The sequence below is a fragment of the Qipengyuania pelagi genome (assembly GCF_009827295.1).
GTDB classification, from domain to species: Bacteria; Pseudomonadota; Alphaproteobacteria; order Sphingomonadales; family Sphingomonadaceae; genus Qipengyuania; species Qipengyuania pelagi.
The window spans coordinates 13,895-29,063 of sequence record NZ_WTYD01000001.1 but is presented as its reverse complement, the minus strand read 5'-3'; the positions used below and the strand labels follow the sequence as shown (position 1 = coordinate 29,063).

The 15,169-nt window shown below is 60.3% G+C and carries 13 protein-coding genes; 4 read left to right on the top strand and 9 right to left on the bottom strand.

The features are described from left to right. Positions 1-20 precede the first annotated feature (20 nt). Positions 21-1,010, bottom strand: a complete 990-nt coding sequence (locus GRI47_RS00140) for a zinc-dependent alcohol dehydrogenase family protein (RefSeq protein WP_160659404.1) — start codon at positions 1,008-1,010, stop codon at positions 21-23. A 138-nt stretch (positions 1,011-1,148) separates the two neighbouring features. On the opposite strand from GRI47_RS00140, the gene GRI47_RS00135 reads away from it, so the two are divergent. The 3 genes from GRI47_RS00135 to ygiD all read left to right on the top strand — a co-directional run bounded on the left by GRI47_RS00135 (position 1,149) and on the right by ygiD (position 3,635). Continuing rightward, a complete protein-coding gene (locus GRI47_RS00135; protein WP_229735549.1) occupies positions 1,149-1,727 on the top strand; it encodes a TetR/AcrR family transcriptional regulator in 579 nt (192 codons plus the stop codon). Positions 1,728-1,865: 138 nt separating this feature from the next. Then, positions 1,866-2,633: an aldo/keto reductase gene (locus tag GRI47_RS00130; RefSeq protein ID WP_160659403.1), complete on the top strand. Its 768-nt coding sequence runs from the start codon at positions 1,866-1,868 to the stop codon at positions 2,631-2,633. A gap of 150 nt (positions 2,634-2,783) precedes the next feature. Then, a complete protein-coding gene (gene ygiD / locus GRI47_RS00125) occupies positions 2,784-3,635 on the top strand; it encodes a 4,5-DOPA-extradiol-dioxygenase (protein WP_160659402.1) in 852 nt (283 codons plus the stop codon). Between the two features lie 149 nt (positions 3,636-3,784). Here ygiD and GRI47_RS00120 read toward each other — a convergent pair whose 3' ends face one another. Both GRI47_RS00120 and GRI47_RS00115 read right to left on the bottom strand, forming a co-directional pair. After that, positions 3,785-4,003 carry a hypothetical protein gene (locus GRI47_RS00120; RefSeq protein ID WP_156501971.1) on the bottom strand — a complete coding sequence of 73 codons (219 nt, stop codon included), beginning with the start codon at positions 4,001-4,003 and terminating at the stop codon, positions 3,785-3,787. Between the two features lie 2 nt (positions 4,004-4,005). After that, entirely contained in the window at positions 4,006-4,512 is a 507-nt protein-coding gene (locus GRI47_RS00115; RefSeq protein ID WP_067679723.1) for a Rossmann-fold NAD(P)-binding domain-containing protein, read from the bottom strand. A 404-nt stretch (positions 4,513-4,916) separates the two neighbouring features. On the opposite strand from GRI47_RS00115, the gene GRI47_RS15125 reads away from it, so the two are divergent. After that, complete coding sequence (locus tag GRI47_RS15125; protein ID WP_272916488.1) at positions 4,917-5,045, top strand: hypothetical protein; 129 nt, start codon at positions 4,917-4,919, stop codon at positions 5,043-5,045. Between the two features lie 79 nt (positions 5,046-5,124). Here the strand turns inward: GRI47_RS15125 and GRI47_RS00110 are convergent, their stop codons facing one another. The 6 genes from GRI47_RS00110 to GRI47_RS00085 form a co-directional block, all read right to left on the bottom strand. Next, positions 5,125-6,306, bottom strand: coding sequence for a zinc-dependent alcohol dehydrogenase (locus GRI47_RS00110; RefSeq protein WP_160659401.1), 1,182 nt, complete (start codon positions 6,304-6,306; stop codon positions 5,125-5,127). Between the two features lie 1,518 nt (positions 6,307-7,824). Continuing rightward, positions 7,825-8,847 carry a hypothetical protein gene (locus tag GRI47_RS00105; RefSeq protein WP_160659400.1) on the bottom strand — a complete coding sequence of 341 codons (1,023 nt, stop codon included), beginning with the start codon at positions 8,845-8,847 and terminating at the stop codon, positions 7,825-7,827. Positions 8,848-9,164: 317 nt separating this feature from the next. Continuing rightward, positions 9,165-10,301, bottom strand: coding sequence for a hybrid sensor histidine kinase/response regulator (locus tag GRI47_RS00100; protein WP_160659399.1), 1,137 nt, complete (start codon positions 10,299-10,301; stop codon positions 9,165-9,167). Further along, positions 10,298-10,864, bottom strand: coding sequence for a chemotaxis protein CheB (locus GRI47_RS00095; RefSeq protein ID WP_160659398.1), 567 nt, complete (start codon positions 10,862-10,864; stop codon positions 10,298-10,300). Before GRI47_RS00095 ends, GRI47_RS00100 begins: the two co-directional genes overlap by 4 nt. Beyond that, entirely contained in the window at positions 10,861-11,685 is an 825-nt protein-coding gene (locus GRI47_RS00090; protein ID WP_160659397.1) for a CheR family methyltransferase, read from the bottom strand. Before GRI47_RS00090 ends, GRI47_RS00095 begins: the two co-directional genes overlap by 4 nt. After that, complete coding sequence (locus tag GRI47_RS00085; protein ID WP_419956990.1) at positions 11,685-15,128, bottom strand: response regulator; 3,444 nt, start codon at positions 15,126-15,128, stop codon at positions 11,685-11,687. Before GRI47_RS00085 ends, GRI47_RS00090 begins: the two co-directional genes overlap by 1 nt. Between the last annotated feature and the right edge of the window lie 41 nt (positions 15,129-15,169).

The window sequence follows — 15,169 nt, the reverse complement described above, 5'->3', positions numbered from 1 at the left end:
CGTCAGCGCCGCTATGCCGGTCAGACCGTAACGACGACCTTGCCGATCTGGTCGTTCGATTCAAGGAAGCGGTGCGCGTCCTGGATGGCGTCGAGCGGGAAGGTGCGCGCGATCCGCGGCTTGAGCGCGCCCGATTCCAGACCCGCCACGATGAACGCCTTGGCGCGATCGAGGGCGGCATCGTCCGAGACGATCTCGCTGTAGAGATACCCCTTGAGCGTGAGGCTCTTGCCCAGCACGGAGAACAACGGGAACGGCGTCGGCTCGTCGCTGAGCGCGCCATATTGGAGCAGGATGCCGCCGCGTGCCATGCTCTCGGTCAGTGGCTCGAACGACGGTCCTCCGACCGGATCGAGCACCACGCGCGCACCCTGACCATCGGTTATCTCCATCACCCTCGCTACCAGGTCCTCTTCCTCGGTCGCGACGACATGATGTGCGCCGGCATCGATCAGGGCCTGGCGCTTGGCGCCGGTACGCGTCGTCGCGATTACCGTCGCGCCGACCATCCGCGCAATCTGGAAGGCAGCAAGGCCGACGCTGCTGGAAGCAGCTGTGACGATGACGAAATCGCCCTCGCCGAGTTTCGCCTGCTCCACCAGCGCACCCCAGGCGGTGACATACTGCATCCATACGGCCGCCGCTTCCTCGAACGATAGCGCCGCCGGATGCTTGACGACGAGGCGGGCGGGCACGTTGGCGACCTCGCCATAAGTCCCCCAGCGAGCGATATCGAGCGGGGGGATGACGCTGACGGCTTCGCCTTCCGCAAACCCGGTCACGTCCGCGCCGACCGTAACGACAGTGCCGGCAGCCTCATAGCCAAGGCGGCTCGGGAACTCGGCTTCCTGAAGGTAGGCATGGTTGCGGAACATTACCTCGGCGCGGTTTATGCCAATCGCCTTCACCGCGATCTGCACCTCGTCGGCCGCGGGCGCGGGTACTGCCACATCTTCAATTTTGAGGACGTTGGCGTCGCCATATTCGTGGATACGGACGATACGGCTCATTGGAGACTCCTTGATTATTGAATGATCGTTCTGTAAGCGGGTAGACCACCAGTTTCAAGATATTATTTATCGATCGTTCCATATCGTGCACCAGAAATGACAGAGACGAAAGCCCGTCGCCGCGCAGGTCGCCCTCGAGTGTTCGACACTGACGCTGCGCTCGACAAGGCGGTGCGGCTGTTCTGGCAGCGCGGCTACGAGGCGACATCGATGGCCGATCTGGTGGCGGAGACTGGCGTCGCCGCTGCCAGTCTCTATGCAGCGTTTGACAACAAGGCGGGGCTGTTTGCGGCGGTGATCGAGCGCTACGCCGCAACGTTCAGCGTCCACCTCTATGCACCCATCAACGATCCGGCGTTGTCCACTTACGAGGCCGTCAAGGGCCTGCTGGAACGAGCGGCGTCATCATTCTCGGAACCTGGAACGCCGGCCGGCTGCTTCATGTATTCGGCAGCGGCAGCCGTTTCGCCGGCGTCCGCCGCCATCGAATGCCTGCTGCGCGACAAGCGTATCGCGGCGGAGGCCCTCCTGATCGAGCGTCTGCGACGCGGCGCCGCACAGGGCGAGCTTGCGGCCAACACCGATCCGGCCGTGCTAGGCAAATTCATCAATACGGTCATGGAAGGCATGTCCGTTCAGGCGCGCGACGGCGCTACGATCGACGAACTGCTCTCCATTGCCAAAATGGCACTCGATCGATGGCCGGCCGCGATATGATCGTTACATCATGGTCATCTGCCAATCCGCCTTCCGCGACTGAACAGCCGAACTCATCTCACAGGACGAAAGCACATGAAGCACGTGACATTGCCCGGCGGGGAAGTAATTCCTTCAATGGGTCAAGGCACCTAGAAGATGGGTGAGCGTACCGAGCGGCGATCCGATGAGATCGCCGCGCTGCGCGCCGGTGTCGAACTGGGCATGACGCTCATCGATACGGCCGAAATGTACGGCGATGGTGCGGCGGAAACGCTGATATGCAAGGCGCTGGGTAGCGTTCGCGACCAGTTGTTCCTCGTCAGCAAGACATATCCGCAGAACGCATCGCACTCCCGCCTTGCCGGTGCGTGCGAGGCGAGCCTGAAGCGGCTCGGCACCGACCGGCTGGACCTCTACCTGCTCCATTGGCGGGGATCGGTGCCGCTCGCTGAGACTGTGGAGGCAATGGAGGCGCTCAAATCGGCAGGAAAGATCCGGCACTGGGGTGTCAGCAATCTCGATACCGACGATATGGAAGAGCTTGTCGCTGCGGGCGGGGATGGCTGCGTGACCGATCAGATCCTCTACAATCTGGTCCGGCGAGGGCCCGAATTGGACCTGATGCCGTGGCTCGCCGAGCATAACATACCGGTTATGGCGTATAGTCCGGTCGAGCAGGGACGACTTTCTACTCACCCCGCTCTCGACAAAATTGCAGCCGAGGTTGGCGCAACCCCTGTGCAGGTCGCACTTTCGTGGACGTTGCGGCAAGATGGTCTCATCGCAATCCCGAAAGCGAGTTCAGTCGCCCATGTGCGGGAGAACCGCGCGGCCGCCGATATCGTTCTTTCCGACGCTCAGCTTGCGACACTCGACGCGGCATTTACCAGGCCACGCGACCGCCGTCCACTCGAGATGCTTTAGCATCAGATGACGATATTATCGCTTGAAGGAACAGAACGCAGACCGGATCGGCGGTAGAAGCAGAATTTAAACTCGTTGAGCCTGCCACTGGCGCGTGAAGTATCCTTCGCAAGCCTTCGCGCAGCAAGGTGAACCACTAGGAGTCTTTTTATGGATCGGATGCCCGCACTCTTTATCGGCCACGGAAGCCCGATGAACACGCTCGAGAGCAATGGCTACACCTCGGCCTGGCGGGCATTGGGGCCTGAGTTGCCCCGCCCCAAGGCGATCATCGTGGTTTCTGCACATTGGTATTTCGGTGCCACGGCGGTGACGGCCATGGCACGCCCTCGCACAATCCACGATTTCTACGGTTTCCCACAGGAACTGTTCGACTTTGAATATCCGGCCAAGGGCGATCCGGACCTCGCGAAAGAGATCGTTGAGCTGGTGAAGCCCGAGTGGGTGGGTCTCGACCAGGATCAGTGGGGTCTCGATCACGGAACGTGGTCGGTGCTCGCGCACCTCTACCCTGAGGCCGACATCCCGGTGGTGCAGCTCTCGATCAACGCGCTCCAGCCGCTGAGCTATCATCTCGACCTTGGCGCAAGACTGGCAGCCTTGCAGGACCGCGGCGTCCTGGTGGTCGCTAGCGGAAATGTCGTTCACAACCTTCGAGCCGTGCGCTGGAACCAGCCCGATTTTGCGTTCGACTGGGCAGAGCGTTTCGACGAAGCAGCGGTTCGCCAACTGGCAGAAAACCCGGGCGATCTGCTGCGCCTTGTGGAGCATCCCGATTATGCCGCGGCGGTTCCCACGCCCGACCATTTCGTTCCGCTGCTTTATCTTGCCGGAATGGCGGTTGCCCGCAACGAAACCCTTGATCCGCTGGTGCGCGGCTATTCGATGGGTTCACTGTCCATGACCTGTTACGGTCTTGGCACTGAAGGTTTGGCATGCTCCGAAAAAACGGGCGCGGCCAACTTGCCGAGTGATGTGCCGGCCGACCAGACGAATACATGATCCCTCGGCACACGGCGGACAGGCATGATGAAGTCAGGACGGAAGATGCGAAACGTCGGAGTTCGTCTTGATCCTTGAACACGGGAACATGTCGGAATCCTGGCTCTGCCCTCTCGGCTCGCGAAGTCGCGCCTAATGATTTTGCCTTCCTAAAGGGCGTGTTCAACCGAACTGACGAGGATCATGCCGCGGGTTTTCTCGATCATCAGCTGTGGGCGCTGCGCACAAGCCTCGACCAAGACGCAATAATCGTCCCCCTCTTTGTCGATGACGGTACGATAGACAGTTACACCCTGTAGCGACATGAGGTCGAGCACACGCAAAGGCATGTCGAGCGAGCCGACCCCGCGAATAAGAAATCGGTCCACGGTCACGCAGCGACAGCGAGTTCGTCAGGCGCGTCCAGCGAGGCTTTGGCGATCCGCTGCCGAGCCAATTGATCTGCAGCGGTTTGTGGCGCGACTCCGTGCGTTTTTCCGTGGGTGAACACGTCTGCCAGACGATCTGCGGTCGCTTCCACCCGTGCGTTCGAATCTGCTTGGGGCCAGCCCAGATATTTCGCGGCGACGTTGATGATTCCTCCTGCGTTCACGACGTAGTCAGGCGCGTAAAGAATATCGCGCTCGGCAAGACGGTCGCCGTCCTCCGTAGTGGCCAGCTGATTGTTGGCAGCCCCGCGGACCACCTTCGCCCGCAATTTGCCCGCCGCCACTTCGTCGATCACGCCGCCCAGCGCACAGGGAGCGAATATGTCCGCCTTGGCCGAGAGAATGTCGGCGGCACCAACGACGGTGCCGCCGGTTGCGATGGCAAAGCGCGCTGCCGCGGCGGCGTTGACATCGGACACCAGCAATTGCGCCACTGCCTGATGCAGCATCTGCGCGAGTGCGGCGCCAAGGTGACCGACGCCTCGAATGGGGATCGGGCAGTCGGACAGTGGCCGATGCAGCCTTCTGTGGGCGGCAAGCTACATCGAAGGAAAGACCCCCCGTGCGGTCCATGGCGATGGATCGCCGCCGACGCTATCAGCTTCCAGCGGTAACCCGGCGACATGGGCCGTATGTGTTCGCACCAGCGCCATGTCTTGGGGGGTCGTACCGACATCCTCTGCCGTGACGTACTGCCCATTCGCCGCCGCTGCCTGTTACCCTTTTCATCCTTTTACGATGCCGAAGGACCAAAGGACGCTAAAGGCCGTATCTGGTTCGACCACCCCGATGGCGACAAGCCCCTATGCACCGGTATCTAGCGCGACAGCGACGAATGGGGCGTAGCTATTCGATGACCATCACCGGCGCTTCGAAAGAGGCCTCGCGCTTCCACAGCCAGAAGCCGGTCATCCTCATGCCCACCGATCGCTCCCTCGATCACAACCGCACCGACGCCGCGGGGGCCCGCCGACCTTATTGAGACGAAATCACGATCGATCAGACGTCCGATCCTTGGCGCGAGGGTTAGCTCATTCAGTTTCAGATAACCGGTACCTGAATCATAACTCCTCCGGCTTCATGACGCACTTGATGCAGCCGTCGTGCTTGTCGCGGAAAGTCTTGTAGAAATCCGGCCCGTCCTTCAGGTCGCCGCGGTGAGTGATGATTTCCGACAGGTCGATCTCGCCCGCCTCCACCCGCTTCAGCAGTGGCGCGAGATAGCGCTGCATGTGTGTCTGTCCCGATTTCATGGTGAGCCCTTTGTTCATGAAAGGCCCGATCGGAAACGTCACCTTATCTGCATAGACGCCGGGGACGGAAAGCGTCCCGCCCTTGCGCACCGACATGACCATTTCCTGCAGCGCAAACGGCTGGTCTGACATGCCGGTGGTGTGCAGCTCGACTTTGTCCTTGATATCGCCCAGCACGCCGTGCCCGTGGGCCTCCGCGCCGACCGCGTCGATGCCTGCATCCGGTCCCCGGCCACCAGTCATCTCGTCTAGCGCCTCCTTGACGTCGGTCTGGCTGTAATCGATGGTTTCGGCCTTGCCGTAGCTCGCGGCGAGTTCAAGCCGTTCAGGCACCCGGTCGATCACGATGACCCGTTCCGCTCCCATCATCCACGCACTGCGCACTGCGAACTGGCCGACCGGTCCTGCTCCCCAGACCGCAACCGTTTTGCCCTTTTCATCGCCGATGGCGTTTTCCGCCGCCATCCAGCCGGTCGGAAAGATATCGGACAAGAACAGCACCTTGTCGTCCGGCAGGTCGTTTTCCAGCTTGATCGGACCGACATCGGCGTGGGGCACCCTGACATATTCTGCCTGACCGCCGGAATAGCCACCGGTCAGATGCGAATAGCCGAAAAGTCCGGCAGGAGCATGGCCCATGGCCGCGCGCGCGTTTTCCGCGGTGCGATTGGTCGTATCGCACAGAGAATACATTTCGCGCTGGCAGAACCAGCATTCGCCGCAGGATATAGTGAAGGGCACCACCACCCGGTCGCCGACCTTCAACCTTTTGACATCCGCACCGACCTCGACGACTTCGCCCATGAATTCGTGGCCCAAGATATCGCCCTGTTTCATCTTGGGAACGACACCATCCATCAGATGCAGGTCGGAGCCGCAGATCGCGGTCGAACTGACCTTGAGAATGCAGTCCCGGGGATCCTCGATGCGAGGATCGTCGACCGTTTCGCAGCGGATGTCGTTCGTTCCGTTCCAGACTAATGCGCGCATATTTGGGCCCTTTTCGATGAATTCGGTTATTCCTTCTACCCTTTCAAACCCCAGGAGTTCCTAGTCTGGCAGATGTTAGACGGCCATTGGGTTGGGATCGACCGAGGCGTTTTTTACGCTTTGCTTGATGCCATCGATCGAGTTGCCGAAATGGGACTGACAGCACCATCACAATTGACTGTCCTCTCAACCTGCAATGACACCAGTAGTTTGTCATCGCTTGCAAGTGCTTATGCCGGTGCCAGGCTTCTTCAATGGTAGCGTGCTTGACACACCTCGCGGCATCGGAAGCGATGACTGAAGGGCGGAAATCTAGATTATCCGGCGAATGTCTATGCTCTACGATACTGCTGCCAGGACCGAAGATCCTCTTCCGACCCAAAAAGATGGCGTGAGCGCGGAGGCGAGCTCTGCTGTGCGCTTTTTCGAATACTAACCAGCTTACCGGAGCATCATCCAGAGTCCTAGCGATCCGTGGCATCGAGAATGACGCGGATCGCTTAATCTGGTCGATCCCACATAGGGAAGTGTCCGCTGCGCTCGAACCAGTGCATTGTCGCTTCCGGGTAGGCAGCTTTCGCGCGGCTGGCCTGCTGCGGCAGACACAGGCGATCCTTGTGACCTGGCCGACGACCACCCGGGTCGACCGGGTCGCAGGGCCTTCCTGCATCTGGCCAGGGGCAAGGTCCTTCACCAACGAGTCGAACGTAGGCGTATCGGCAAACGACTGCAGTTCATTCAAGACGAAACCGGGATCGAGCACCCAAGGTCTTGCGGAAAGCTGTGGCATGGATCCAGTCCGGCCGGTGACATTTCGCGTGAGGGCGGGAAGCGCCGGTCGCAAAGCCCGTACCAGTGCAATCGATGCCGTTATGGTGGTCCAGAAGAACGTTTGCTCCCACCCTTGCCAGAAGCCGCCCGGGTCCAGGGCGACGACTGAGCCGGCGCGACCGCGCCGCGCCATCTCGAGCACAAGCCCGGCGCCCAAGGGGATACCGACCATGTCGATGCCTGTAAGGTTCTCTTTGATGAGCCAATCGTCCAAGCTCCGCGCCAGCCCTTCGAACGTACCGCTGTCGGCCTGTGTGGGAGCTTGCCCGTGGCCAGGCAGTTCCAGGATAATCACCATCCTCGCTTGGTGGAGGGCAGGCGAGATCGTATCCCAGGACCGACGGCTCCCCCCAAGCCGTGGACGAGCAGATGGGTTTTCTGCGGCCTAGTCGCGTGTGAAGGATGCTCATGCAAAGGTAACGCGTCACAAGGACTTAGGCCCCCCGCCCCGAATGTCGACATAGTCAATAAAGTCGATAAGAACGGACAGTCCGCTCTGGGGGCGGTAGCCGAACGGCTGCTTTTCCGAAATTCGACCCGATCAGCAGACAGTTTGGAATCGGCCCATTTCCTGCCATTCAGGCGCTCTTCCACAGCTAATGCCTGAGCGAGTGTAGGCATATCCAACCTGCTCATGGTCGCGCGGCCGCAAATTGCAGAATTATCACTGGAAGCTATTCTTGCCTTTCAATCGACGTGACTTGGAAAATCATTCGTGGGAATTTCGATCTCTAGTACGATGCAACCTCTGTCCGCGTGTATCTTTTTGATAGTCGCTTCGAGTTCGAACCCCTCAATCTGAAGCAGTGTGTGTAGTGGCCGTCCGACACTGGAAGAGAGGGTTGTCGCAGGTAGGTTGGAAGGGTGCGAAAGTATGACCCTTCTGCCATCGATCCAGCACCGCCCTTTGCGCATCTCGAGCGAGCACTCGAGCGTTCCTCTCGACCAATAGAACCGCCCTGCGGAAAACGGGAGAGAGCCATCGACTGATGTGAAGGGTCGATCACCATCGCCATCGAAGAGCAACGGCAGGTCGTCCGGGCTGATGCCAGTAAGCTCGAGAACGTGGGCGGCAAGGCCTGTAATCTTCCTTCGATAAGATCCCAGCTCGTCGACTGTCAGGGCACCGACGTTGCGATCATGTTCGCGAAGGTCGAAATCAATCGCCTCGATCAGCTCTTCGATATCGGAAGCGATCCGCCTCGATCGAGTGGTCGAAAAATCGTGATTGAGCCGAAGAAACTCGGCATGAAATAGCAGACCGTCATGAGGCCCCGCCGTAAAATCCAGCTTTTCCAAGGAAGCCTCCGGTCTTTTCGCAAACCTTGACTGGAGATCGCTGTGGGTATCGATCCATATCTGATCGTACATCTCCGCGTCCGCTAGCATCAGTCCGATCGACCTGGCCAATGATGCTTCAATTAAACGCTCGTCCGGATGGGATTGAAGATCTATCGGAATGAGAAGCCGAGGTCCCGATCCAGATGCCTGCTGGCAGTCGAGCACACTTAAGGCAATATTTGTGAACCCGTGACCGCTCGCTAGTTCCATGGGGAAGGATTGCTCGAAGCCCATCCGACGCAAGACCTTGCGGAAGGCATGCTCGTACCCTTGAGCGTTTGTCCAAACTGCGCGCCGGTCCATCTGATCGTTCGTAAACACGATCTTCTGGACACGGTTCGAATGCATCGACGTGTGTGAGTTGGACATAATAGCACCTCTACCGGCAAGAACTTAGAACCGGTTATAGGTCGCTCGCGACATGCAGCCCAAGCACCTCGGAGTTCAGAATCCGTGATGTCAGCTTTGCGCCCCGGTTCCGGTCATTCGGGGGTTTGGTTTTTTGTCCTGAAAGCTGCCGTCCTCAATGCGGATCCTTTCAGTCCGCGCCCTTGGCGCCGAGCGCTCAAAGAGCTTCGTCCGGATGCATGAGAATACCTGCCGCGGGCGTCTCTTATTCCGGGAGCATCTCGTCATGGATGATCGGAGAAAGGAGCTCAATCGCTCGCAAGCGGCTGCATTCGAGTTCACTCTAGCTGAGCTAGTGGCAGCCATACCTCAAACGTGCTGCCTTCTCCCGGAGCGCTCTTGACAAGGCGTATTTCCCCGCCGTGCAGTTCGACGAGTTGTTTCACCAGTGCGAGACCGATCCCCAGTCCATCACTGACGATCCCGAGACCATTATCCGATTGTTCGAACATTTCGAAAATCAGCGTTTGCTGTTCGGTCGGGATGCCTACGCCGTTATCCGACACTGTCAGGGTCGCGCGATCATTGAACTTCGCAGCAGTGACAGCGATCCGGCCACCATTGGGTGTATACCGAGCCGCGTTGCCGACGATGTTGCCAACAATCTGGATAAAGCGAGCTGGATCTACATCGAGCATGATCGGGTCTTCGGGAAGATCCACCAGAAGTTCATGACCTCCCGCCTCGATTGACGGCCCTGCGATTTCCAGTGCTTGCGGCATGAGGTCGCCGAGGAAGAGCTTTTCCTTGCGCAGCGATATCTTGCCGTGCTCGATACGGTTTATATCGAGCAGATCGTCGACAAGCCGGGTCATGTGACCGAGGTGTTGCCTGATCGATTTGTGGACGGTCTCGCGGTCCAGACCCTCTCTCGGACGTTCTAGGAAATTGAGCCCGGCCGCCAGCACCGCCAGCGGGTTGCGCAGTTCGTGGGCGAGCACTCCCAGGAAACGGTTCTTTTGCTGGTCGGCGGCTTGCAGCGCTTTGGTCAAGTTTGCCAACTCGTCCCGCTGCAAAATAATCTGCTGACGCTGGATGAACATATCGAAGAAGACGCTCGACTTGGATCGCAGGATGTCGGCTTCCATTGGCTTCTGGATGAAGTCGACCGCGCCTGCCTCGTATCCGCGGAACTTGCGCGCCGCATCCCCGCTGCCTGCGGTGAGGAAAATGATTGGAATATGCCGCGAACGCTCGTTTGCGCGCATGATTTCGGCCAATTCGAAGCCATCCATGCCAGGCATCTGCACGTCGAGCAGGGCAAGCGCATATTCGTTGCCCAGCATCAGTTCGAGAGCTTCCTCCCCGCTGTGAGCCTTGTGCAGTTCAAGATCTTCACGCGCCAGCAGCGCCTCCAGCGCAAGGAGGTTCTCCTCCAGATCGTCTACCAGCAGGAATTTGACAGTATCGGTCATCGCGCGATCATCGCCTCCAGAGCGGGAACAATTCTTTCCAATGCCATCGTCCGCGCGTCGGGACAGGCGGACAGGGCGGCCTCAGGCATGGTCGCGACTTCTGCCGTCGCGGGGATTTGCACGAGACCCTGTCCACCGGCAGCACAAACTGCCCGCAGGCCTTGTGCCCCATCGCTGTTTGCCCCGGTCATGACGATGCCGACCAATTCCGGACCAAAGGCATCGGCTGCACTTTCGAATAGCACATCGATCGCGGGGCGAGAGTGATTCACATGCTCGTCGGACGACAGAGCGATGGTCCCGCTGGCTTCGACGAGCACATGGTAATCCGGCGGAGCGAAATAGATCGTGCCGGGCGCGAGCGGTTCCTTGTCCTCCGCCTCCTTGACCGGAAGCCGACACTTTGCGGCGAACAGGTCGACGAGCGAATTGCTTAGCCTCGGCGGGACATGGACGACCACGAGAACCGGCGCGGGAAAATCCGCCGGCAGCCTGGGGAGCACCTGCGACAGCGCCTGGACGCCGCCAGCCGAAGTTCCGATCACGACGGCCTGGAGGGTCATTGCGCACTCCTCCGGTAGATTCTTTCCTCTCGGACAAATTCCGCAAACAAGTCCGCGTGTTCCGAGAAGCGCAGGCTTTCCTTCGATCCAATGCCGAGGAAACCGCCTCGCACGAGCGACTCCCCGAACAAGCCCACAACCCGGTCCTGCAACTCGCGATCGAAGTAGATCAGCACGTTGCGGCAGGAGATCAGGTGCATCTCGCCAAAGGCTGAATCGGTCACCAGGCTGTGGTCCGAAAATACAGTGCGCTCTCGCAGCGATTTGCTGAAAACGGCCCGGTCGTAGTCCGCGGTGTAATGGTCCGACAGCGAGCTATGCCCGCCCGAAAGGCGGTGGTTCTCGGTGAACAGTTGAATGCGGTCGAGCGGATATATGCCCGCCTGCGCCGCGCGGAGGGCAGCGGGGTTGATATCGGTAGCATAGAAGATCGTTCGTTCGAACAGCCCCTCTTCCGCAAAGAGAATGGCAAGGGAATAGAGCTCTTCACCGTGGCTGCACCCTGCAACCCATACCTTGAGCGAGGGGTAAGTGCGCAAATGCGGCACGACCTTCTCGCGCAGCGCGCGGAAATAGGATGGATCGCGGAACATCTCGCTGACCTGCACCGTGAGGAAATTCAGCAGTTGCGGGAGGATGTTCTCATCGTGGAGCACGGCCGACTGGATATCAGAGATGCTGTCGTATCCCCACTGGCTGCGGGCCTGCAGTAGCCGCCGCTTGATCGACGCCCGGGCGTAGTGCCGGAAATCGTAGTGATAATGGCGATAGACGGCATCCAGCAGCAGCTGGATCTCGATATCCTCGATACTTTCGCTCATCACCGGGGCATCCATACGCGCACCAGCGACAGCAGCTTGTCCACATCGATCGGCTTGGCCATGTAATCATTGGCGCCTGCATCGATGCATTTTTGCTGATCGTCGGGCATCGCCTTGGCAGTAAGCATAACGATCGGCAGCTTCTTCCAGCGCGCATCGGCGCGGATCGCGCGGGCGGCGGTAAGGCCGTCCATCACCGGCATCATCACGTCCATCAGCACGAGGTCGATGGCCTTATCGGGATCGTCCGCAGCCTCGCCGAGCGCGTCGAGCGCCTCCTGCCCGTTGCGCGCGATCTGCGTCAGCGCACCGCGCGGCTCGAGGATGCTGGTGAGAGAGTAGACATTGCGCACGTCGTCCTCGACAATCAGTATGCGCCGTCCTTCCAGCGCGGCGTCGCGATGGCGCGCCTTCTCGATCATCTGGCGCTGTTCGGGTGGAAGGTCCGATACGACCCGATGGAGGAACAGCGATACCTCGTCCAGCAGCCGCTCGGGCGACTTGGCACCCTTGATGATGATCGAACTGGAATAGCGGCGCAGGCGCTGCTCCTCGTCGGCCGACAGGTCGCGGCCGGTATAGACGATGACCGGCGGAAGGGGCCCGTCCCGTTCCTCACTCAAGGTTTCGAGCAGCGAGAACCCCGACGCATCGGGCAGAGCGAGGTCGAGAACCATGCAGTCGTATTGCCCCTCGCGCAATTCCTCGAGGCATTCGGCTGCGGTGCCGACACCCACGGTCTCGACATCCTGCGAACCGAGCAGGCTGGCCACCGCTTCGCGCTGGACCTTGTCATCCTCCACGATCAGCACGCGCCGCACGCGCGAAGCCAGTTTCTCCTGCAAGCCCGAGAGCACTTCGGCCAAACGTTCGCGCGGGGCTGGCTTTTCGAGAAAGCCGATCGCGCCGAGCGCCAGCGCGGTCTGGCTCTGGTCCGTCCCGGATATCACGTGGATCGGGATATGGCGCGTTTCTTCCTCGTGCTTGAGCCGGTCGAGCACGGTCAGGCCGGACTGATCGGGCAATCCGATATCGAGCACGATCGCGCTCGGGCGATATTCGCGGGCAAGCTCGATGGCTTCGGTCGCCGTTCCGGCAATGATGCACTGGAAGCCCAGCTCGCGCGACAGGTCGCACACGATACCGGCAAAGGTCGTGTCGTCCTCGATCACCAGCAGGAGCCGCTTGTCTTCCGAAAGGTCCTTGCGATCGTCGTCCAGCACGGGCGCACTCGCTTTTGCGGATTTTTGCCTGGCGGATGCGGACGAGGGGGGGAGCGCCGTCTCCGTCGCTACCTCGCCAGCAGAGGGAAGCTGCCTCGGTGCAACCATTGCGGGGTCATATGTGGCGGGCACACTGACGATAAAGGTGCTGCCCTTGCCCTTTTCGCTTTCGAGACGGATGCTGCCGCCAAGCAGGCGGACCAGCTCGCGCGAAATGGACAGCCCCAGTCCCGTTCCGCCGAACTTGCGGCTGATCGTGCCGTCCGCCTGGCGGAAGGCTTCGAAGATCGCCTCGCGCTGTGCTTCGTCGATGCCGATGCCGGTGTCGGCCACGGCGAAGTCGACCATATCGTTCTCGCCTGGCGATATGGTCAGGGTGACGCTTCCGTCCTCGGTAAACTTGATCGCGTTGGACAGCAGGTTTTTCAGCACCTGCTCCAGCCGCATCCGGTCGGTCTCGATCGAACGCGGCGCACCGGATTCCAGTGCGATGCTGAGCTCCAGGCCGCGCTGCTGTGCAAGCGGCTCGAAAACCTTGCGCAGATCGGAGGTCAGCCGGTCGGTCGAAACCGTGCCAGCCTCGATTTCGACATGGCCAGCCTCGATCTTCGACAGGTCGAGGATGTCGTTGATGAGGTTCAGCAGATCGTTGCCGGACGATTCTATCGTGCGGGCGAACTTGACCTGGTCGGCGGTGAGATTGCCGTCGCTGTTGTCTCCGAGCAGCTTGGACAGGATCAGCAACGAATTGAGCGGTGTGCGCAACTCGTGGCTCATGTTGGCGAGGAAATCCGACTTGTATTGGCTCGCCTGTTCCAGCTCACGCGCCTTGAGCTGCAGGGCGGCCGTAGCGCGCTTCAGTTCGTCGCGCTGGCCTTCGAGGGCCTGCGCCTGCTCTTCGAGCTGGCTGTTGGTCTGTTCCAGCTCCACTTGCTGGAGTTCAAGGCGCGCCTGGGATTCCTTCAGAGCGTTGCCCTGCTCCTCCAGCTCCTCGTTGGAAACCCGCAGTTCTTCGCTTTGGGCCTGCAATTCGGCTGCCTGCCGCTGGGTTTCCTCCAGTGCTTCCTGCAATAGTTCGCGGAAGCGCGCCGAGCGGAGCGCGACGCCAATCGAGCCGGAGACGTTGTCCAAAAGTTCGAGCACGCGATCATCCACCGCATCGAAGAATCCGAACTCGACGACTGCGTTCACCGAACCTTCGTTGAAGATCGGCGCCACGACGAGATGTCTCGGTGCTTCGCTGCCCAGCGCCGATCCGATTTTCAGATAGCCGGCAGGTATGTCCGACAGCGTGGTGGCCCGCGCATCGGCTGCCACCTTGCCGAGAAGGCCTTCGTTCAGGCCGAACGACTCCGGCACGGATGCGCTGTCCGCAACCCCAAGCGAGGCCACGCGATCGAATGTGCCGCTCTCGCCCTTGAAGAGTGCGCCGGCATTCGCGCCGGTTCTTTCGGCAAGAAAAGAAAGCACTTCGGCAGCCACCTGGGGCACCGTCTTCTCACCGCGCATAGCCTCGCTCAATTCCACCTGTGCAGCCTGTAGCCAGCCCTGCCGCTCGCGAGTTCGGTTACTTCTTGCCATGATGATGAAGATGGCGACCGTCAGGCCGATGCCGATCAGGCTGGTAATCACGGCGCCGAGGATCGCGGCACGCGAAGCCGCAGCGAGTTCTTCGACACGCTGCTGGCGCTCCCGCCCTTCTTCGACGTTCATCTGCGCGATTTGCTGTCGAATGGCGTCCATGGCGATCTTGCCCCGATCGCTGTCGATCATCTCTATGGCTGCCGCGAAGCCCTCGTCACGCCGCGCCTGGACGGAACGTTCCGCGAGGCCGAGCCGGGTTTCGACCGCGGATCGAAGTATGCCGAAGCTCTGGCCCTGAGCCTCGTTGGCCTGCGTCAGCGCTTCAAGTGAGGGGAGGCTTCGGCGAACATCTTCCACTCCCGCTCGATAGGGTTCGAGATATTCCTCCTCACCCGTAATGACGAAGCCACGCTGGCCACTTTCCACATTGAGGGTCGCGATCAGCAGCTCGTCGAGCGCCGTGAGCACCTCGTGGGTGTTGCGGATACGCGCCTCGTTCTCCCGCATCCCGATCACGTTGGAGTAGGCGGCATATGCCGTGACGAGGAAGAACCCGACGCCCACCAGCAGGCCGATGATCGACCACCGGGTGGAGGAGAGACGGATGCCCTGTTTCGTCTTCAGTTCTTGCAAAATCTATCAACCTCAAAGGACGAGCGTGCCGCCCTCAATACACG